The organism is Rhizobium atlanticum, assembly GCF_030182485.1.
In the GTDB taxonomy this organism is placed as follows: Bacteria; Pseudomonadota; Alphaproteobacteria; order Rhizobiales; family Rhizobiaceae; genus Rhizobium.
Window position 1 is genome coordinate 451999 of record NZ_JAQJCJ010000002.1, and the last position, 19109, is coordinate 471107.

Annotated in this window: 21 protein-coding genes; 20 read left to right on the top strand and 1 reads right to left on the bottom strand. The window is 63.1% G+C overall.

Going from position 1 to position 19109, the window contains the following annotated elements; genetic code table 11:
• Positions 1-99 precede the first annotated feature (99 nt).
• From mepA to PH551_RS04720, 6 genes are all read left to right on the top strand, one after another.
• Entirely contained in the window at positions 100-1173 is a 1074-nt protein-coding gene (gene mepA / locus PH551_RS04695; RefSeq protein ID WP_285192046.1) for a penicillin-insensitive murein endopeptidase, read from the top strand.
• Positions 1174-1259: 86 nt separating this feature from the next.
• Positions 1260-1640 carry a methylglyoxal synthase gene (locus tag PH551_RS04700; RefSeq protein WP_085776563.1) on the top strand — a complete coding sequence of 127 codons (381 nt, stop codon included), beginning with the start codon at positions 1260-1262 and terminating at the stop codon, positions 1638-1640.
• Positions 1641-1657: 17 nt separating this feature from the next.
• Entirely contained in the window at positions 1658-2683 is a 1026-nt protein-coding gene (locus PH551_RS04705) for a glucokinase (protein ID WP_183705433.1), read from the top strand.
• 123 nt (positions 2684-2806) lie between these two features.
• A complete protein-coding gene (locus PH551_RS04710) occupies positions 2807-4594 on the top strand; it encodes an ABC transporter ATP-binding protein (protein WP_183705435.1) in 1788 nt (595 codons plus the stop codon).
• A 15-nt stretch (positions 4595-4609) separates the two neighbouring features.
• Positions 4610-5434, top strand: coding sequence for a 4-hydroxy-tetrahydrodipicolinate reductase (gene dapB, locus PH551_RS04715; RefSeq protein WP_183705436.1), 825 nt, complete (start codon positions 4610-4612; stop codon positions 5432-5434).
• Positions 5435-5455: 21 nt separating this feature from the next.
• Entirely contained in the window at positions 5456-6091 is a 636-nt protein-coding gene (locus tag PH551_RS04720; protein ID WP_183705438.1) for a 2,3-bisphosphoglycerate-dependent phosphoglycerate mutase, read from the top strand.
• A 55-nt stretch (positions 6092-6146) separates the two neighbouring features.
• Here PH551_RS04720 and phnF read toward each other — a convergent pair whose 3' ends face one another.
• The gene (gene phnF / locus PH551_RS04725) at positions 6147-6884 is read right to left on the bottom strand and encodes a phosphonate metabolism transcriptional regulator PhnF (protein WP_285192047.1); all 738 of its coding nucleotides are present in this window, start codon (positions 6882-6884) and stop codon (positions 6147-6149) included.
• A 108-nt stretch (positions 6885-6992) separates the two neighbouring features.
• Here phnF and phnG point away from each other — a divergent pair, with 108 nt between their 5' ends.
• The 14 genes from phnG (at position 6993) to phnN (ending at position 19105) form a co-directional block, all read left to right on the top strand.
• Complete coding sequence (phnG, locus tag PH551_RS04730) at positions 6993-7469, top strand: phosphonate C-P lyase system protein PhnG (protein ID WP_285192048.1); 477 nt, start codon at positions 6993-6995, stop codon at positions 7467-7469.
• Complete coding sequence (gene phnH, locus PH551_RS04735; protein WP_285192049.1) at positions 7469-8077, top strand: phosphonate C-P lyase system protein PhnH; 609 nt, start codon at positions 7469-7471, stop codon at positions 8075-8077. Before phnG ends, phnH begins: the two co-directional genes overlap by 1 nt.
• A 4-nt stretch (positions 8078-8081) precedes the next feature.
• Positions 8082-9188, top strand: coding sequence for a carbon-phosphorus lyase complex subunit (locus PH551_RS04740; protein WP_285192050.1), 1107 nt, complete (start codon positions 8082-8084; stop codon positions 9186-9188).
• The gene (locus tag PH551_RS04745) at positions 9185-10060 is read left to right on the top strand and encodes an alpha-D-ribose 1-methylphosphonate 5-phosphate C-P-lyase PhnJ (RefSeq protein WP_285192051.1); all 876 of its coding nucleotides are present in this window, start codon (positions 9185-9187) and stop codon (positions 10058-10060) included. The genes PH551_RS04740 and PH551_RS04745 overlap by 4 nt, the downstream gene beginning before the upstream one ends.
• Positions 10057-10833: a phosphonate C-P lyase system protein PhnK gene (phnK, locus tag PH551_RS04750; RefSeq protein WP_285192052.1), complete on the top strand. Its 777-nt coding sequence runs from the start codon at positions 10057-10059 to the stop codon at positions 10831-10833. The genes PH551_RS04745 and phnK overlap by 4 nt, the downstream gene beginning before the upstream one ends.
• Positions 10834-10857: 24 nt before the next feature.
• Positions 10858-11565, top strand: coding sequence for a phosphonate C-P lyase system protein PhnL (phnL, locus tag PH551_RS04755; RefSeq protein WP_285192132.1), 708 nt, complete (start codon positions 10858-10860; stop codon positions 11563-11565).
• Complete coding sequence (locus PH551_RS04760; protein WP_285192053.1) at positions 11562-12179, top strand: DapH/DapD/GlmU-related protein; 618 nt, start codon at positions 11562-11564, stop codon at positions 12177-12179. Before phnL ends, PH551_RS04760 begins: the two co-directional genes overlap by 4 nt.
• Before the next feature lie 118 nt (positions 12180-12297).
• A complete protein-coding gene (gene phnC / locus PH551_RS04765) occupies positions 12298-13143 on the top strand; it encodes a phosphonate ABC transporter ATP-binding protein (protein ID WP_285192133.1) in 846 nt (281 codons plus the stop codon).
• Positions 13144-13231: 88 nt separating this feature from the next.
• Positions 13232-14137, top strand: a complete 906-nt coding sequence (gene phnD / locus PH551_RS04770) for a phosphonate ABC transporter substrate-binding protein (RefSeq protein ID WP_285192054.1) — start codon at positions 13232-13234, stop codon at positions 14135-14137.
• Between the two features lie 66 nt (positions 14138-14203).
• On the top strand, positions 14204-15163 hold the full coding sequence (gene phnE, locus PH551_RS04775; RefSeq protein WP_285192055.1) for a phosphonate ABC transporter, permease protein PhnE: 960 nt from the start codon (positions 14204-14206) through the stop codon (positions 15161-15163).
• Between the two features lie 7 nt (positions 15164-15170).
• On the top strand, positions 15171-16514 hold the full coding sequence (gene phnE / locus PH551_RS04780; RefSeq protein ID WP_285192056.1) for a phosphonate ABC transporter, permease protein PhnE: 1344 nt from the start codon (positions 15171-15173) through the stop codon (positions 16512-16514).
• Between the two features lie 140 nt (positions 16515-16654).
• The gene (locus tag PH551_RS04785; RefSeq protein ID WP_285192057.1) at positions 16655-17350 is read left to right on the top strand and encodes a DUF1045 domain-containing protein; all 696 of its coding nucleotides are present in this window, start codon (positions 16655-16657) and stop codon (positions 17348-17350) included.
• A gap of 13 nt (positions 17351-17363) precedes the next feature.
• Positions 17364-18503, top strand: coding sequence for an alpha-D-ribose 1-methylphosphonate 5-triphosphate diphosphatase (locus PH551_RS04790; RefSeq protein WP_183705460.1), 1140 nt, complete (start codon positions 17364-17366; stop codon positions 18501-18503).
• A complete protein-coding gene (gene phnN, locus PH551_RS04795) occupies positions 18500-19105 on the top strand; it encodes a phosphonate metabolism protein/1,5-bisphosphokinase (PRPP-forming) PhnN (RefSeq protein ID WP_285192058.1) in 606 nt (201 codons plus the stop codon). Before PH551_RS04790 ends, phnN begins: the two co-directional genes overlap by 4 nt.
• The last annotated feature ends 4 nt before the right edge of the window (positions 19106-19109 follow it).

Sequence of the window (19109 nt, forward strand, 5' to 3'; positions counted from 1 at the left end):
CTCGTGCTGCGTCCGTCCGCCAAATCATCGATTCACCAAAATCGCTTTTCACGATAGATTCGAACGCAAATCACTTCAGCAGCGGCTCAAGGGAACAGCATGGCATTCGGCTTCGCTCAAGCTTTCAGGACACTCGGCAAACTGGCAATTGCCGGCGCGATCGGTGCCGGCCTTGCGGCCGGCGACGTCGGCGCCGAGCAGAAGACGCCAAGCCCAGGCAGCGCCAAGGCGCTGTTCGCAGGCGTCAGCCTGCCGACGCAGGGGCCAGCGCAGCCGATCGGCTTTTATGCCAAGGGCTGCATGACCGGCGCGGTGGCGCTGCCGACCGACGGGCCGACCTGGCAGGCGATGCGGCTTTCGCGCAATCGCCGCTGGGGCAACCCGGCGATGATTGCGCTCCTGGAACGGTTTTCGCAGGATGCGGTCAAATATGCCGGCTGGCCGGGCATCCTCGTCGGCGATGTCGCCCAGCCGCGCGGCGGGCCGATGCTCAACGGTCATTCCTCGCACCAGATCGGCCTCGATGCCGATATCTGGTTCACCCCGATGCCGGCGCGCCGCATGACGGCTGAGGAGCGCGAGGACCTGCCCTTCACAAGCATGCTGCAGAAGGACAAGTTCCTCACCGTCAACCCGAAGGTATGGACGGAATCGCGGGCGCGGCTCCTGATGCTGGCGGCGAGCTATCCCGAAGTGGAGCGCATCTTCGTCAATCCGGCGATCAAGAAGAAGATGTGTGACACCTGGACTGGCGACCGCACCAACCTTGGTAAGCTCCGGCCGATCTACGGCCACGACTCACATTTCCACATCCGCATCAAATGCCCGCCCGGTGCTGCCGGATGTACGCCGCAAGCCCCGGTGCCCGCCGGAGACGGCTGCGACAAGTCGCTCGCCTATTGGTTCACACCGGCGCCTTGGACGCCACCGAAACCGCCCAAACCCGGCGCCAAGCCGCCGAAGCCGCCGCGTGAGATGATGGTGTCCGATCTGCCGAAGGCCTGCGCCGCTGTGCTCGATGCCGCTTCCGTCGCTTCGATGCAAGCCGCCACCTATGGCGGGCCTTCCGCTGCAAGCGCGCTCGCCGCCGTTCCGGCAGCCGCGCCGGCTGATGACGACGAGGGGTTGCCGGATGTCGGCCCGGTCCCGAACGGCAAGCCGGCGGTCCAATGAAGGGGCAGAGGCGCTGTCTTTCAAATCGTAAACACTTGGTATAAAGCGATCAAATCGATTGAATTGTTGGGGCGGAGATTCACTTCATGGCCGGCAGCAAATGCCTTGCGCTGATCGCGCATGACCAGAAGAAGGACGACATGGCGGCTTTCGCCCGCGCCAATCAGGACCTTCTTTCACACTGGAAGATCGTCGCGACGGGTACCACCGGCGGTCGGGTGCTCGATGCTGCTCCCGATCTCGACGTCATCAGGCTGAAAAGCGGGCCGCTCGGCGGCGACCAGCAGATCGGCGCGCTGATCTCGACCGGCGAAGTCGACGCGCTGATTTTCTTCGTCGACCCGCTGACGCCGATGCCGCATGATGTCGACGTGAAGGCGCTGATGCGGCTCGCCATCGTCTACGACATTCCGATGGCGCTCAACCTCGCGACCGCTATAAAGCTCCTACCCACCCTCGAAGCCTGATCAGCACGGAACCGGCCATGCCCAAACCGAACCACAGCACCGCTCCGCTTCCCTTCCCGATCCTGATCGGCGATATCGGCGGCACCAATGCCCGCTTCTCCATCCTCAGCGATGCCTATGCCGAGCCGAAACAGTTTCCGAACGTGCGCACGGCGGATTTCGCCACGATCGACGAAGCGATCCAGAAAGGCGTGCTCGACAAGACGGCGGTGCAGCCGCGCTCGGCGATCCTCGCTGTCGCCGGCCCGATCAACGACGATGAGATCCCCCTGACCAATTGCGACTGGGTGGTGCGGCCGAAGACGATGATCGAGGGCCTCGGCATCGAGGATGTGCTCGTCGTCAACGATTTCGAGGCGCAGGCGCTGGCGATTGCCGCCCTATCGGATGAAAACCGCGAACGCATCGGCAGCGCCACCGGCGATATGGTCGCCTCGCGAGTTGTGCTCGGTCCCGGTACCGGCCTCGGCGTCGGCGGGCTTGTGCATGCCCAGCATACTTGGATCCCGGTTCCCGGCGAAGGCGGCCATATCGATCTCGGGCCGCGCAGCAAGCGCGATTATGAGATCTTTCCGCATGTCGAGACCATCGAAGGTCGTGTTTCGGCCGAACAGATCCTCTGCGGACGCGGCCTCGTCAATCTCTACAACGCCATCTGCGTGGCCGACGGCATCCAGCCGACGATGAAGGATCCGGCCGAGATCACCTCGCACGCGCTGGCGGTTAGCGACAAGGCGGCCGTTGAGACCGTTTCGCTGTTTGCCACCTATCTCGGCCGCGTGGCAGGCGACATGGCGATGGTGTTCATGGCGCGCGGCGGCGTCTACCTCTCCGGCGGTATCTCGCAAAAGATCCTCCCGGCGCTGAAGAAACCGGAATTCCGCCAGGCTTTCGAGGACAAGGCGCCGCATAGCGCGCTGCTTCGCACCATCCCGACTTATGTGGTGACGCATCCGCTGGCGGCGCTCGCCGGGCTTTCCTCCTATGCGCGCATGCCGGCCAATTTCGGCGTATCGACCGAAGGCCGCCGGTGGCGGCGCTGAGCCAGCGCACGTCCCTCCGGGCCGCGCCGCGGTCTAGCCAAACCAGTCCCAACTCTTTATAGAGCCGGCCAAAGTGCGCGCCACGTTCAGGACGCGCTCCGTCTCGGACAGGAAGCTTGATATTTGGAAGCCGTGGAAAGCAGAAAGCAGAGCGTCAGCAGCGATACCGTAACCGGCATACTGAAGCGCATCATCGCTGAAAACGGCCGCGACCATCTCTGGGGTTATGTCTTCGCGATCGCCTGCCTCGTGGTCGTGGCGCTTTCGACGGCATTCACCGCCTGGATCATGCGGGCGATCATCGACGAAGCCTTCGCCAACCGCCGCGCCGATGTCGTCTGGATCATCTGTCTTTCGATCTTCGTCGCCTTCGTGCTGCGCGGCTTTGCCAGCTATGGCCAGGCCGTGGCGCTTTCCAAGGTCGGCAACAATATCGTCGCCCGCTATCAGCGCCGCCTCTATGCGCATCTGATGACGCTTTCCGTCGGCTTTTTCAGCGAGGCACGCTCGGCTCACATCGCAGCGCAGGTGAGCCAGAACGTCAGCGGCATCCGTGACGTGCTCAACCTGACGATCACCTCGACGGTGCGCGACCTCCTGACTTTCGTTTCACTGATCGGCGTGATGGTCCTGCAGGACCCGCTGCTCAGCCTCGCCGTGTTCGTCATGGCGCCGCCGCTGCTCTATGCACTGCGTTATGTTTCCAAACGTCTTCGCTCGGCGACCCGTGAGGCCGTGCATCTGAACAGCCACGTGCTGGGGGCCATGCAGGAGACGATCCAAGGTATTGCCATCGTCAAAGCCTTTACGATGGAAGAGGAACTGGAGAACAAGGTCAACAAGCTCATCACGGCCGCCGAAAACCGGGCGAACCGGATTGCCCGGCTTTCCGAGCGAACCTCGCCGCTGACGGAGAGCTTCGCAGGCTTTGCCGTCGCCAGCGTGCTTGCCTATGCCGCCTATCGCTCGATCTATTACAATGTGGCGCCGGGCGCCTTCTTCTCCTTCGTGACGGCGCTGCTGCTTGCCTATGATCCCGCCCGCCGCCTTGCCCGCCTGCAGGTGCAGATGGAACGCGCCGTCGTCAATGCGCGGATGATCTACGAATTGCTCGACATGGAGCCGCGCCAGCGCGACTTGCCGGATGCCCGGCCGTTGACGGTGACGCAGGCGAGAATCGAATTCCGCAATGTGTCCTTCGCCTACGGCAATGAAAGCGTGCTGAACAGCGTCAGCTTCGTCGCCGAGGGCGGGGCGACCACGGCGCTCGTCGGCCCGTCGGGAGCTGGTAAATCCACCGTCATCAGCCTCATTCCGCGCTTCTACGATCCGCGCGAAGGCGAAATCCTGATCGACGGGCAGGATATTGCCCATGTCACCAAGAAGTCGCTGCGCCACCAGCTCGCCTATGTCTCGCAGCAGCCCTACCTGTTCGAGGGCACGATCCGCGACAATATCCGCTACGGCCGGCCGGAAGCGACCGATGCTGAGGTGGAAGGGGCGGCCCGGCTGGCCTATGCGCATGACTTCATCTCAGCGCAGCCGCAGGGCTACGATACCCCTGTCGGCGAAAACGGCGTGACGCTTTCGGGCGGCCAACGCCAGCGGCTTTCGATCGCCCGCGCTTTGGTGCGCAACGCGCCGATCCTGCTGCTCGACGAAGCGACCTCCGCCCTCGACACCGAATCCGAGGCCGCCGTGCAGAAGGCGCTCGACGAGGCGATGACCGGCCGCACCGTCGTTGTCATTGCCCATCGACTTTCGACCGTGGTGCGCGCCGACAAGATCGTCGTCATGCAGCAGGGCCGGGTCGTCGAGGAGGGCAATCATGAGACGCTTGCGAAGGTCAGCGACGGTCTTTACGCTCGCCTCAACAACCTGCAGAGGCCCTCGGCCTCGGATTCATACTAACATGGCGAGACTGACATGAGCGATGCTGCGATGAAACTGGTGGTGGTCGGCGCAGCTGGACGCATGGGGCAGACGCTGATCCGGCTCATTCATTCCATCGAAGGCGTGACGCTGCATGCCGCGATCGAGCGCGCCGGCTCCCCATTCGTCGGCAAGGATGCCGGTGAGATTGCCGGACTCGGGCCGACCGGCGTCATCATCGGCGACGACCCGCTCCAGGCCTTCCTGCATGCCGAAGGCGTGGTCGACTTCACCGCGCCTGCCGCCACTGTGGAGTTTTCCGGTCTCGCCGCTCAGGCCCGCATTGTTCATGTTGTCGGTACGACGGGCTGCTCGAGCGAGGACAACGCGAAGATCGCCGCCGCGGCCCGCCATGCCCGCATCGTCAAGTCGGGCAATATGAGCCTCGGCGTCAATCTGCTCAGCGTGCTGGCAGAGCAGGCCGCGCGGGCGCTCGATCCCGCAGATTGGGACATCGAAATCCTGGAAATGCACCACAAACACAAGGTAGATGCCCCTTCCGGCACCGCCCTTCTTCTCGGCGAAGCCGCTGCCAAGGGCCGCAATATCGACCTCGCCTCGAAATCGGTCAGGGTCCGCGACGGCCATACCGGCGCCCGCGAGGCGGGCACGATCGGTTTTGCGACGCTGCGGGGCGGCTCGGTCATAGGTGAGCATTCTGTGCTTTTCGCCGGAGAAGGCGAAATCGTCACCCTGTCGCACAGCGCGGCCGACCGTTCTATCTTCGCGCGCGGCGCCATCAAGGCCGCGCTCTGGGCGCGCGACAAGAAGCCGGGACTCTATTCCATGCTCGACGTGCTCGGGCTTTCTTCCCAATAAGGATACTACGGAGGCATATTCATGAGCGGTACCCTCGTCCTCGTTCGCCACGGCCAAAGCGACTGGAACCTGAAGAATCTCTTCACCGGCTGGAAGGACCCGGATCTGACGGAACTCGGCATTCAGGAAGCCAAAGCCGGCGGCGCTGCGCTTGCCGAATACGGGATCAAATTCGACGTCGCCTATACCTCGGCGCTGGTGCGCGCGCAGCACACGCTGAAGCTCATCCTCGACAAGGTCGGCCAGCCTGATCTCGAGACCATCCGCGACCAGGCGCTGAACGAGCGCGACTACGGCGATCTCTCCGGCCTCAACAAGGACGATGCGCGCGCCAAATGGGGCGAGGAACAGGTGCATATCTGGCGCCGTTCCTACGACGTGCCGCCGCCCGGCGGTGAAAGCCTGCGCGATACCGGCGCCCGCGTCTGGCCCTACTACCTCACCGAGATCCTGCCGCGCGTGCTGCGCGGCGAAAAGGTGCTGGTGGCCGCACACGGCAATTCGCTGCGTTCGCTGGTCATGGTGCTCGACAAGCTGACCAAAGAAGGCGTGCTCGCCCTCAACCTCGCGACCGGCGTTCCCATGGTCTACAAGCTGAACGCGGATTCCACCGTCGCCTCCAAGGAAGTGCTGGGCGATATGTCCGGCGCACACTGAATTCTGTGAGGCGTGCCACCGAACGGGTCGGCACGCCTTGTCTCAATTCCTGGCCTCAGTTCTCGATCGTGAACTGAACCCGGTCGGCGGCGAAACGGCTGATCGAATATTGTACTGGTACGCCGTCGAGATCGGTGTTCATCGCCTTGGCAATCAGCAGGATCGCGCCGGGAGTGAGTTCCAGATCTGCAAGGTCGGCTGTCGTAGCATGGGCCGCTGTTATCTCGGTCGTCGCCCGGACGTAGTCCCCGAGGCCGAGCTCGGCGAAAGCCTTGGTGATCGATTCGTGCTTGCGGTAGGCCTGGCCGATCCCGGCGAAACGTTCGGCGGGAAACCAGCTCGTCGCCTTTGAAACCGGCCGCCTGTCGGCATGGCGCAATGTTTCCAGCCTGATCACTTGCTCACCCTGTTTCAGGCCCAGCCAACGGGCAACGTCGGCGCTCGCCTCCTCCTGCGCCTCATCGAGCAGAAGGCCGCGCATCTCGCGCGCCTGATCGCCGATGCCGGCGGTGAAGCGCGTGCGCCGGGTGATGGGGAAATTCAGCCGCTCCTTGCGCTCGATCAGCGTGCCGCGGCCTTGCACCGCTCGCACGATTCCCTCCTGCGCCAGCGCAGCCAGCGCACTGCGCACTGTATGCCTGTTAACGCCGAATTGCAGCGCCAGCACCATTTCCGGCGGCACCATTCCCGTTTCGTCATAGGCGCCGTTGCCGATCGCCTCGCGAATCCGATCGGCGATCTGACGCCAGAGCGCCACACCCGTCTGCCTCTGCACCTGCTTCAGTCCTGCCATTCCGCCTCTACTTTGCCTCACGATGTCACACGCTTGTCACGACACCGATTTAAGGCTAGGTATAGCTTGTATGGTTGTCTATATCAATAGACATTTGAGGAAGCAGCGATGATATCAGCGGACAAGACAGACGCCGCGTCACAGACGGTCTTGGAGCGCAAACGCGCCGCCGATCTGCTGGCGCGTGCGGAACGGAGCGAACTCCAGGCGGCCTGGGACGCGTTGCCGCAAAAGCCCGTGGCTTATCCGGTGCGCGGACCGGAGACGGGACTGGTGATGGTGCGCGGCCGCATCGGCGGCGGCGGAGCTCCCTTTAATCTCGGCGAGGTGACGATGACACGCTCAACAGTGCGGCTCGAGTCCGGCTCCATCGGTCATGCGCAGGCGCTCGGCACCGACCGGGAGAAGGCCCGTCTTGCGTCGATCTTCGACGCGCTCTGGCGGGAGGAGGCGACCAGGGATTTCGTCGAACAGGCGCTGCTTTTGCCGATCGCGGAAAGGATCGCCACCACCGAACGTCGCAAGGCGGATGAGACGGCGGCAACCCGCGTCGACTTCTTCACCATGGTGCGGGGGGACAACTGATGGGTCTGACGACAGAAGTCTTTACCGGTGGCTTTACCGATCCGGTTTTCCATGCGCAGAGCGTCTTCAAGATGCTAATGGACGGCATGGCCCGCCCCGGCACCATCCAGACCGTTGAGCCCGAGATCGACCCGCCGGCGCCGCTCGGTATTGCCGCCGGCACGATCGCGCTCACTCTTTGCGACCACGACACAACCGTCTGGCTGACCGCGGGACTGGCGAAATCCGCTGTGCCGGACTGGCTCGGCTTCCACACCGGCGCCCCGCTGACCGCCGAAAAGGCGGATGCGCGCTTTGCCTTCATCGAGGCGGGCACTGCGCTTTGCTCCTTCGGCCTGTTTGCGTCAGGCACGCAGGAATATCCCGACCGCTCGACGACTGCCGTCATCGAGCTTCCCGACCTGGAAGGCGGACGCAGGTTGGCGCTGATGGGTCCGGGGATCCAGAGCGTCGTGGAGATCGCGCCGGCCGGCCTGCCGGAGACGTTCCTCAGGCTCTGGGCCGAAAACCGCGCGCTTTTTCCGCGCGGCATCGACATCGTGCTGACATCGGGCAAGCGCTTCGTCTGCCTGCCGCGCACCACCAAGATCACAGCAACGGAGATCTGAGCTCATGTATGTTGCCGTCAAGGGTGGCGAGGCCGCCATTGCCAATGCCCACCGTCTGCTCGCCGACCGTCGCCGCGGTGACCGGTCGCTGCCGGCGATCGGCATCGACCAGATCGTCGAACAACTTGCCCTCGCCGTCGACCGCGTCATGGCCGAGGCCTCGCTTTTCGACCGGACTCTCGCAGCGCTGGCCGTCCGTCAATCGCGCGGCGACATGATCGAGGCGATCTTCCTGCTGCGCGCTTACCGCACGACGCTGCCGCGCTTCGGTTATTCCAGACCGCTCGACACGGCTGGCATGGCGATCGAACGCCGTATCTCGGCGACCTACAAGGATCTGCCGGGCGGCCAGCTGCTCGGCCCCACCTTCGACTATACCCATCGGCTGCTCGATCCCTCGCTGCTCGAGGACGAAGCGGTCGAGGCGCCGGCCCAGCGTCCGGCCGAGACCGGCCGCGTCATGCGCGTCTCCGAAATCCTCGGCGAGGAGGGCCTGATCGAGGCCGACGGCGACATGCCGGAAGATCACGAGATCGGCGACCTGACTCGCGAGCCGATGGAATTCCCGATGACCCGCGATCTGCGCCTGCAGGCGCTTGCCCGCGGCGACGAAGGCTTTCTGCTGGCGCTCGGTTATTCCACCCAGCGCGGCTATGGCCGCACTCACCCCTTCACCGGTGAGATCCGCATCGGCGAAGTCGAGGTGGAATTCGACGTGCCTGAGCTCGGCTTCGCGGTCTCGCTCGGCACGATCCAGATCACCGAGTGCCAGATGGTCAACCAGTTCAAAGGCTCGGCAAAGGTGCCGCCGCAATTCACCCGCGGCTACGGCTTGGTCTTCGGCCAGAGCGATCGCAAGGCGATGGCGATGTCGCTTGTTGATCGGGCGCTTCGCGCCGAAGAGCTCGGCGAGGACATCACCGCGCCGGCACAGGACGAGGAATTCGTCATTTCACACTCCGACAACGTTCAGGCAACGGGTTTCGTCGAGCACCTGAAGCTGCCGCATTATGTGGATTTCCAGGCCGAACTCGATCTCGTCCGCCGCATGCGTCGCGAATTCGAAGCCGCCCGCAACAGCGGCGAAGAGATGAAGGAAGCCGCCGAATGAGCGATCTCGCCAGCTACAACTTCGCCTATCTCGACGAACAGACCAAGCGGATGATCCGCCGCGCCATCCTGAAGGCCATCGCCATTCCCGGCTACCAGGTACCCTTTGCCAGCAGAGAAATGCCGATGCCTTACGGGTGGGGCACCGGCGGCGTGCAGGTGACCGCTTCGATCGTCGGGCCGGATGACGTTCTGAAAGTCATCGACCAGGGCGCCGATGACACGACCAACGCTGTCTCCATCCGCGCCTTTTTCCAGAAGGTCGCCAATGTCGCGGTGACGACGCGCACCAGCGATGCGACGATCATCCAGACGCGCCACCGCATCCCGGAAGAGAAGCTCGGGCCCGGCCAGGTGCTCGTCTATCAGGTGCCGATCCCCGAGCCGCTGCGCTTCCTTGAGCCGCGCGAGACCGAGACGCGCAAGATGCATGCGCTCGAGGAATACGGCCTCATGCATGTGAAGCTCTACGAGGATATCGCCCGCAACGGCCGCATCGCCACGACCTATGCCTATCCGGTCAAGGTGCATGGCCGCTATGTCATGGACCCTTCGCCGACGCCGAAATTCGATAATCCGAAGATGCACAGGTCGGAAGCGCTGCAGCTTTTCGGCGCCGGCCGCGAAAAGCGAATCTATGCCGTGCCGCCCTATACCGATGTCGTCAGCCTGGATTTCGAAGACCATCCCTTCGAGATCCAGCGCTTCGACAGGCCCTGCGCGCTCTGCGGCGCAGAGGATGTCTACCTCGACGAGGTCATTCTCGACGACAAGGGCGGGCGCATGTTCGTCTGCTCCGATACCGACCATTGCGAAGACCGCCGCGCCCAGGGGCATACGGGCGAAATGCTGGCCCGGGAGGCTGCAGAATGACGGATATACCGCTTCTCAAGGTCAACGACCTCTCGAAGTTCTACGGCAAACGCATCGGCTGCCGGAACGTCTCCTTCGAGCTCTGGCCCGGTGAGGTTCTCGCCATCGTCGGCGAATCCGGTTCGGGCAAGACGACGCTGCTCAACTGCATCTCCACCCGGTTGATGCCGACGACCGGCAGCGTCGAATACCACATGCGCGATGGCAACTACCGCGACCTCTACCGCATGAACGAAGCGGAGCGCCGATTCCTGATGCGCACGGACTGGGGTTTCGTGCACCAGAACCCGGCCGATGGATTGCGCATGACCGTATCGGCGGGTGCCAATGTCGGTGAACGGCTGATGGCGATCGGCGACCGGCACTACGGCAAGATCCGCGCTTCGGCGATCGACTGGCTGGAACGAGTCGAGATCGACGCCGAGCGCATCGACGACCAGCCGCGCGCCTTCTCCGGCGGCATGCGCCAGCGGTTGCAGATCGCCCGCAACCTCGTCACCGGCCCGCGCCTTGTCTTCATGGATGAACCCACAGGCGGCCTCGACGTCTCGGTGCAGGCGCGGCTGCTCGATCTCGTGCGCGGTCTCGTCAACGATCTCGGCCTCTCGGCCATCATCGTCACGCACGATCTCGCCGTCGCCCGGCTGCTGTCGCACCGGATGATGGTGATGAAGGACGGCTACGTCATCGAACATGGGCTGACCGACCGGGTGCTCGACGATCCGAGAGAGCCTTACACGCAGCTGCTCGTCTCCTCGATCCTGCAGGTCTGAGTTAGAAACCAGGAAACCCAAATGATGCCGACGCCCCTCGTCGTCTCCGAAGTCTCGAAGAGCTTCACCATGCACCTGCGCGACGGCATCAGGCTGCCTGTCGTCTCGGATGTCGCCTTCTCGGTATCTGCGGGTGAATGCGTCGTGCTCGGCGGCCCCTCGGGCATCGGCAAGAGCTCGCTGCTCAAGATGATCTACGGCAATTATGCCGTCGACACCGGTCAGATACTCATTCGCCACCACGGACGGATCGTCGATCTCGCCTCCGCCGATCCACGCACCGTGCTCACCGTTCGCCGCAATACGCTCGGCTATGTCAGCCAATTCCTGCGCACTGTGCCGCGCGTGGCGACAATCGACGTGGTGGCCGAGCCGCTCGTGGCGCGCGGCGAAGATGTCGTCGTTGCACGGGAAAAGGCAGGCGCCCTGCTCGTAAGGCTCAACTTGCCGGAAGCGCTGTGGCAGCTGCCGCCCGCCACCTTCTCCGGTGGCGAGCAGCAGCGCGTCAACATCGCCCGAGGCTTCATCACCGAGCATACGATCCTGCTCCTCGATGAACCCACAGCCTCGCTCGATGCGAAAAACCGCGCCGTTGTCGTCGGCATGATCGCGGAGAAGAAGAAGGCGGGCGTCGCCCTTCTCGGGATCTTCCACGACGAGGAAGTGCGCGAGGCCGTCGCCGACCGCATCCTCGACGTCCAGCAGTTCTCTCCTCGGAAGATTGCCGCATGAGCCGCCAGTTGGGTACCGAGCCCTATATCCACGAAACGGCTGATGTCAGCGACTCTATCTTTGGGCGCTACACCGAGGTCTCAGAACGCTGCCGCATTAGCGAAGCCACCTTCGGCGACTATTCCTACATCATGCAGGACGGGGCCGTCTGGTGCGCGACGATCGGCAAGTTCGTCAATATCGCCGCCGCCGTGCGCATCAACGCCACCAACCATCCGACCTGGCGCGCGACCCTGCATCATTTCACCTATCGCGCCGCCGACTACTGGCCCGACGCCGACATGGAGACGGACTTCTTCGCCTGGCGGCGCGCAAACCGGGTGACGATCGGCCACGACGTTTGGATCGGCCATGGTGCGACCATCTTGCCCGGCGTCAAAGTCGGCAACGGCGCCGTCATCGGTGCCGGCGCCGTCGTATCGAAGGACGTTGCGCCATACACGATCGTCGGCGGTGTGCCGGCCAAGCTCATCCGCGAACGTTTCCCGAAAGAGATCGGCGAACGCATGGACAGACTTTCCTGGTGGGATTGGCAACACGACCGGTTGCGCCTGGCTTTGCAAGATTTCCGCAACTTAAGCGCGGAAGATTTTCTGGCCCGCTACGAGGGCTAGACACCGCCTCCGCAGCGCGGAGATTTGTGACACTTCTTACACAAATCTGACATTTGAGGTTCATCAAGCGGGACTAATGCGGTGCTGACCAAGGCCTGAAGTGCAAGGGACCAGCATGATGTTCGAGCTGAAGGATGTCACCCGTCGTTTCGGAAAAAGGCTCGCCGTCGATACCGTGACCCTCACCATTCCCCAGGGTCAGATGGTCGGCATCATCGGCCGCTCCGGCGCCGGCAAGTCGACGCTGCTGCGCATGATCAACCGCCTGCAGGAGCCGAGCTCCGGCTCCATTCATTTCGCCGGCGTCGAGGTCTCCGGGCTTCGCGGCCAGGCATTGCGCAACTGGCAGCGCGATTGTGCGATGATCTTCCAGCAGTTCAACCTGGTGCCGCGCCTCGATGTCCTGACCAATGTCATGCTGGGCCGCCTCAATCACCGCCCGACGCTTCTGAGCCTCCTCAACATCTTCACCCGCGAGGAGCGCGTGCATGCGATTGCGGCACTCGAACGCCTCGGCATCGAGCAGACGGCGCTGCAGCCGGCCGGCACGCTTTCCGGCGGCCAGCAGCAGCGCGTGGCGATCGCCCGCGCGCTGATGCAGAACCCGAAGATGGTGCTCGCCGACGAACCGATCGCCTCGCTCGATCCGCTGAACGCCAAGATCGTCATGGATGCGCTGCGCGACATCAACGAGCGTGAGGGCATCACCGTCATCACCAATCTGCATACGCTCGACACCGCCCGCAACTATTGTGAGCGCATCGTCGGCATGGCCGGCGGCCGCGTCGTCTTCGACGGCAAGCCCTCGGAGCTGACGGCCGAAGCAGTGAAGGAAATCTACGGCACGGACAAGGACGGCGCCGGCATCGACGAAACGATGACCTCGACCTCCATCAATATCGCTCCCGAGGGCGCCAACAATCAATCCGCCGGCGTCCAGCCGCTGGCGTTGGCTGGTCTCTGACAGAGGCGGCCGCGATCGAACGCCCGCGTTAAGGGCACACTTCTTCGTAACGGGAAGGCCGGAGATACCGGTCGATAGGAGAGAACGCATGTTGAAGAAAGCACTCTTTGCGGCAACGGCGCTGTTTGCGCTCGCCGGCGCCGCCAATGCCGCAGACCTCAAGGAATTCCGCATCGGCATCCTTGGCGGCGAAAATGAAACTGACCGCCTGCGCAACTATGCCTGCCTCGCCGACCACCTGAAGCAGGAATTCGGCTTCGAGAAGGTCTCGCTCTTCCCGGCCGCCGACTATGACGGCGTTATCCAGGGCCTGCTCGGCGGCACGCTCGACTTCGCCGAACTCGGCGCTTCCGGTTACGCCTCCGTCTACCTGAAGGATCCGAAGGCTGTTACGCCGATCCTGACGACGCAGCAGAAAGACGGTTCGACGGGTTATTACTCGATCGGCCTGGCGCTGAAGTCTTCCGGCATCAAGACCATCAAGGACGCCAAGGGCAAGAAGCTCGGCTACGCCGATCCGGACTCCACCTCCGGTTACCTCGTGCCGCTAACTCAGATCCCGAAGGACACCGGCATTCCGAACGACAAGTTCTTTGCCTCGACCCAATTCAACGGCGGTCACGAAAACAACCTGCTTGCCGCCTATGACGGCAAGGTCGATGTCGCCGTCGACGACTCGTCGGGCATCGGCGACTTCAAGGATGGCTACACTTCCGGCACGTTCCGCAAGGAAGTCGACAAGGGCGCCGTCGATCCGAACAAGCTCGTTGAAGTCTGGCGTTCGCCGCTGATCCCGAACGGCCCGCTGGTCGTGCGCAACGCCCTCGGCCAGGAGTGGCAGACGAAGCTCGCAGCCTTCTTCACGGCCCTGCCGGAAAAGGATCACAAGTGTTTCTCGGCTGTCGAAGGCGGCGACTACAAGGGCTACGCTCCCGTCAAGCACGACTTCTACAAGGCCGTCGTCGAAGTTCGCAAGGCGGCCATCGGCGGCTGATCGCCTTTTGAATACGGGGGCGGCTGACAACGGCCGCCCCTTTGTTTGTTACCGCGGGGAGCGTCCATGACCATTGCCGACACACAGCCGCACATGCAGAGCACGCAGGAGATCGGCACCGCCTGGGACCGGATGGTCGCCAAGCGCCGCTTCTACACCGTGCTCGGCCTGGTTATCCTTATCGCGGCTTTCGTGAGCTCCGTCCGCTTTGCCGATGAGAGCAATGCCGGCCATTTCTTCGAACGCCTGCCGCACCTATTCGACTTCCTGAGCTGGCTCATCCCCAAGGATTGGAACGACGTCTGGCGCGCGCTCTTCGACATAGCGAGCGTCAACGACAAAGGCGGCGAGGAATTCAACTTCATCAAAGGCCGCGTCTATATCTGGGGAGACTTCTACATCCCGGAATATTTCGAGCTGATGATCATCACGATCAACGTGGCGCTGATTTCGACTATCATCGCCTTCGTCTTTGCGGTGCCCTTGAGCTTCTTTGCGGCGCGCAACCTGACGAGTTCGTGGCCGCTGCGCGTCTTCACCAAGCGGCTGATGGAATTCCTGCGCGCCTTCCCGGAAATCGTCATCGCCGGCCTGTTTTCAGCGATCCTGTCGATCGGGCCGGTCGCCGCCATCATCGCCATCACCCTGCACACGATCGGCGCGCTCGGCAAACTCTTCTACGAAGTCGCCGAAAATATCGACATGAAGCCGCATGAGGGGATGAAGGCCGTTGGCGCCAACTGGTGGGAGCGCGTGCGCTTCGCCGCCCTGCCGCAGGTGCTGCCGAATTTCGCCTCCTATGCGCTGCTGCGTCTGGAGATCAACGTGCGCGCCTCGACCATCATCGGCGCCGTCGGCGGCGGCGGCATCGGCGAAGAGCTGAAGCTTTCGATCTCGCGCGGCTTCGGCGCAAAGACCGTTGCCCTCGTACTCCTGTTGTTCGTGACGATCATCGCCGTCGACCAGTTCTCCGCCTGGCTGCGCCGCCGTCTCGTCGGCGAACACGCCTTCCTTCTGCAGCATTGAGGCCGCCATGACGGTGATCGACGCAAACCGCATGCATGAGATTGAAGCGCGCTATCCGGACTATTTCCACCGGTCGTTCCGCCAGCGTTTCGGCGGGCTAATGATCCTCATTGCGACCCTCCTCTACGGCCTCTACGCCGTCTGGTTCTTTGACCTGCCCAAGCTTCTTGCCGAAGCCCACTGGGAGCGCGTTGGCATATATCTCAGCCAATGGGTGAGTTATGATGTGCAGCCGGACTTCCGCATCCAGGATGACGGCTCGATCGAGGTGCGTTATCCCCGCTTCTCGCCGCTCGGCGACAATCCGCATCCGGACTGGGTGGTCAACAATCCCGATGGCAGCATCACCGTTTCCGTCAGCGGCACCAGCCGCAGCATCACCGTTTCGAAGAGCGAAACGATCGTGACCGCGCACGGCGTCAGCGTCCCGGTCAACGTTTCGAGCGGCGCGCCCCAGGTGGTCGGCCCGGTGCCGAGCTGGATGACGGTCTATGACGACAACGTGCTCGCTGATCTCGGCTTTGCCGGCGACGTCAGCATTTCCGTCGATCGCGTGAAAGTTCGCAAGCGTTTCCTCGGCTGGGCGAATTTCCTCTTCGACACGCAATCGTCATTCTTCGACAAGCCGGTCGGCGACGTCCTTGGCCTCATTGTCTCCGGCCCGCGCATCAAGCCCGACCAGTCCAACCTGTCGCTCGCTTTCGATGACATCTGGAACAACAGCGAATGGCAGCACGGCGACGTCTGGACCAAGCTTTTCCAGACGATCGTCATGGCCTTTCTCGGAACGCTGCTCGGCGCACTTGCCGCCTTCCCGCTCGCCTTCCTGGCGGCACGCAACATCACTCCGAACCGCCTCTTGAACCAGATTCTCAAGCGCTTCTTCGATTTCCTGCGCTCTGTCGACATGCTGATCTGGGCGCTTTTCCTGACACGCGCCTTCGGCCCAGGGCCGCTTGCCGGCAGCGGCGCGATCTTCCTCACCGAGACCGGCACGCTCGGCAAGCTTTATTCCGAGGGGCTCGAGAACATCGACAACAAGCCGCGGGAAGGCATCAAAGCGACCGGCGCCCAGACCGTGCTCGTCCATCGTTACGGCATCATGCCGCAGATCGTGCCCGTCATCGTCAGCCAGACGCTCTACCAGTGGGAATCGAACGTGCGCGGCGCCACGATCATCGGCGCTGTCGGCGCAGGCGGCATCGGCCTCAAACTCTGGGAGGCAATGCGCACCAACGCCAACTGGGAAAACGTCGCCTATATGGTCATTCTGATCCTGATCGTCGTCCTCCTGTTCGACGCCGCATCGAACTCGCTCCGCCATCGGCTGATGGGTACGAATTCGCACTGAGCACTCGATGAAGGCCGGTGGCGGCGCGGCCGTCATCATCATTCTGTCACGGAAATCTTTTAGCCGGGAGCCTGCTTGCGGTTCGCCGCCAAATCACTGCACATTGCGCTCCCCTTTCGACGATCCCCAGGACAAAATCCTTGCGCTACGCTCTCTATTTTTCGCCGCCAAAGGATGACCCTCTGACCGGCGCGGCTTCGCTCTGGCTCGGCCGCGATGCGTTCAGCGGCAAAACCTATCCTGCACCCGCACATGAGACGCTGAGTGCGCCAGAGCAGTTCGAGCTGACTGCCGACCCGCGACGCTATGGCTTTCATGCGACGATCAAGGCGCCGTTTTCGCTTGCCGCTTCTGTCACCGAAAAGGATCTCATGGCCTTTGCCGAGGAGTTTGCCGCGCGCACCCCGGCTTTCGAGATCCCCGAACTGGTGCTTGGCCAGCTCGGCCGCTTCTTCGCCCTTGTTCCCGGCTCTCTTCATCAACCTCTTCAGGATTTCGCCGCGAAGGTGGTAAAGTCATTCGAGCCGTTCCGCGCAACGCTGTCCGAGGCCGATATCGCGCGCCGCAATCCGGAAAGGCTCAGCGACAGCCAACGCGCCAATCTGCAGCGCTGGGGCTATCCTTACGTCATGGAGGATTTCGGTTTCCACATGACGCTGAGCGGCCAGGTGCCTGCAGAGCGCGCCGAGGTGATGAGAGCAATTCTGGCGGAACGTTTTGCCGGTTTCACCGGCCGGCCGCTTTCGATCTCCGGCCTTGCCGTCTTCATCGAGGAGACGCGCGGCGCCCCGTTCAGAGTTCGTTCCTGGCTGCCCCTTGCCGGCGCTAAAAACTGAAAGACCTGACAATATGAGCAAAGAGACCGTCTTTTCCAACGCCCGCATCGTTCTCGAGGACGACATCCTTTCAGGATCGATCCTCATCCGCGACGGCAAGATCGCCGATATCTCTGAAGGCAATTCGGTAACCGGCGAAGATTTCGAGGGGGATTACGTCATTCCCGGCCTTGTCGAACTGCATACCGACCATCTCGAAGGCCATTATCAGCCGCGTCCGGGCATTCGCTGGCACAAGACGGCTGCCGTCCAGGCGCATGACGCCCAGATTGTCACATCGGGCATCACGACGGTCTTCGACTGCCTGCGCATGGGCGCGGACGAGGACGGCGGGTTCGAACATGGCGAGATGCGAGAGATGGCCGACGCCATCCAATCGGCGGAGAAGGAAGGCAGGCTGCGCGCCGAACACCTCATCCACCTGCGCTGCGAGGTATCGGCCGACAATGTGCTTGAACATTTCGCCGATTTCGAAAATGATCCGCATGTGCGGCTCGTCTCGCTGATGGATCACGCGCCCGGCCAGCGGCAGTTCCAGACGATGGATCAATATATCTTCTACTACCAAAAGAAGCGTGGTCTGAGCGATGAGGCCTTTGCCCGTTTCGTCGCCAAGCGCCAGGCGGAATCGGCGCGCAATTCGACGCCACATCGAAACGCCATCGCCAAGGTCTGCGCCGAGCGCGGCATCACGGTCGCAAGCCATGACGACGCCACACTCTCCCATGTCGACGAGGCGATCGACAATGGCGTGCGCCTTGCCGAGTTTCCGACCAGCTTCGATGCCGCCCGGGCATCGCACGAGCACGGCATGAGCGTGCTGATGGGGGCGCCGAACATCGTGCGCGGCAAATCCCATTCCGGCAACATCGCCGCCCGCGATCTCGCCGAAATGGGCGTGCTCGACGTTCTGTCCTCCGATTACGTACCGCTCAGCCTGCTGCATGCACCCTTCATCCTTGCCGACGAGGTGGAAAGCATCACCCTTCCGAAAGCGATCGCGATGGTGACGTCGACGCCTGCCCGCACCGTCAGCCTCAATGATCGCGGCCGGATCGCGCCCGGGCTGCGCGCCGATCTCGTCCGTGTCCACCGCTCGCACGGCGTGCCGGTAACACGCTCCGTCTGGCGCCAGGGACGCCGTGTCGCATGACGCCGCACGAACCCCATGCGGCTGCTGGAGCCGAACGCGGTATCATGGTCGTCGTCGTCGGGCCGAGCGGCGCCGGCAAGGACACGCTGATGAACCTCGCTGCGCGGCGTTTTTCCGGCCGCGACAATGTGCATTTCGCCCGCCGCGTCATCACCCGCCACCGCGATGCCGGCGGCGAGGATCATCTTTCCGTCTCCCTTCAAGGCTTTGCCGCCATGGAACAGTCAGGCTCCTTCGCCGTGTGGTGGGAGGCGCATGGCCTGAAATACGGCATTCCGGCCGAAGTCTCGGTGGCGCTGTCGAGAGGCCATATCGTCGTGGCCAACGGCTCGCGCTCGGCGCTTCACCGCTTCCAGGCCGCTTTCCCGCGGCTGAAGGTCATCAATGTCACGGCCCGCCCGGAAGTGCTCGCCAGCCGGCTGGAAGGGCGCGGCCGGGAGTCACATGAGGACATCATGGCCAGGCTTGCCCGCGGCCCGCTGACCGTGCGCGGCGACTATGACGTGACGGAACTCGACAATAGCGGTTCGCTGGAAGAGGCCGAACTGAAGATGATCGCGATTCTGGACGAATTGCTGGCCGAAGTGCAGCGACCACAGTAGGGAG

Excerpts from the sequence above, each read along its gene's own strand:
- mepA (WP_285192046.1), top strand. The coding sequence starts at position 100 with ATGGCATTCGGCTTCGCTCAAGCTTTCAGGACACTCGGCAAACTGGCA.
- PH551_RS04700 (WP_085776563.1), top strand. The coding sequence starts at position 1,260 with ATGGCCGGCAGCAAATGCCTTGCGCTGATCGCGCATGACCAGAAGAAG.
- PH551_RS04705 (WP_183705433.1), top strand. The coding sequence starts at position 1,658 with ATGCCCAAACCGAACCACAGCACCGCTCCGCTTCCCTTCCCGATCCTG.
- dapB (WP_183705436.1), top strand. The coding sequence starts at position 4,610 with ATGAGCGATGCTGCGATGAAACTGGTGGTGGTCGGCGCAGCTGGACGC.
- PH551_RS04720 (WP_183705438.1), top strand. The coding sequence starts at position 5,456 with ATGAGCGGTACCCTCGTCCTCGTTCGCCACGGCCAAAGCGACTGGAAC.
- phnF (WP_285192047.1), bottom strand. The coding sequence starts at position 6,884 with ATGGCAGGACTGAAGCAGGTGCAGAGGCAGACGGGTGTGGCGCTCTGG.
- phnG (WP_285192048.1), top strand. The coding sequence starts at position 6,993 with ATGATATCAGCGGACAAGACAGACGCCGCGTCACAGACGGTCTTGGAG.
- phnH (WP_285192049.1), top strand. The coding sequence starts at position 7,469 with ATGGGTCTGACGACAGAAGTCTTTACCGGTGGCTTTACCGATCCGGTT.
- PH551_RS04740 (WP_285192050.1), top strand. The coding sequence starts at position 8,082 with ATGTATGTTGCCGTCAAGGGTGGCGAGGCCGCCATTGCCAATGCCCAC.
- PH551_RS04745 (WP_285192051.1), top strand. The coding sequence starts at position 9,185 with ATGAGCGATCTCGCCAGCTACAACTTCGCCTATCTCGACGAACAGACC.
- phnK (WP_285192052.1), top strand. The coding sequence starts at position 10,057 with ATGACGGATATACCGCTTCTCAAGGTCAACGACCTCTCGAAGTTCTAC.
- phnL (WP_285192132.1), top strand. The coding sequence starts at position 10,858 with ATGCCGACGCCCCTCGTCGTCTCCGAAGTCTCGAAGAGCTTCACCATG.
- PH551_RS04760 (WP_285192053.1), top strand. The coding sequence starts at position 11,562 with ATGAGCCGCCAGTTGGGTACCGAGCCCTATATCCACGAAACGGCTGAT.
- phnC (WP_285192133.1), top strand. The coding sequence starts at position 12,298 with ATGTTCGAGCTGAAGGATGTCACCCGTCGTTTCGGAAAAAGGCTCGCC.
- phnD (WP_285192054.1), top strand. The coding sequence starts at position 13,232 with ATGTTGAAGAAAGCACTCTTTGCGGCAACGGCGCTGTTTGCGCTCGCC.
- phnE (WP_285192055.1), top strand. The coding sequence starts at position 14,204 with ATGACCATTGCCGACACACAGCCGCACATGCAGAGCACGCAGGAGATC.
- phnE (WP_285192056.1), top strand. The coding sequence starts at position 15,171 with ATGACGGTGATCGACGCAAACCGCATGCATGAGATTGAAGCGCGCTAT.
- PH551_RS04790 (WP_183705460.1), top strand. The coding sequence starts at position 17,364 with ATGAGCAAAGAGACCGTCTTTTCCAACGCCCGCATCGTTCTCGAGGAC.
- phnN (WP_285192058.1), top strand. The coding sequence starts at position 18,500 with ATGACGCCGCACGAACCCCATGCGGCTGCTGGAGCCGAACGCGGTATC.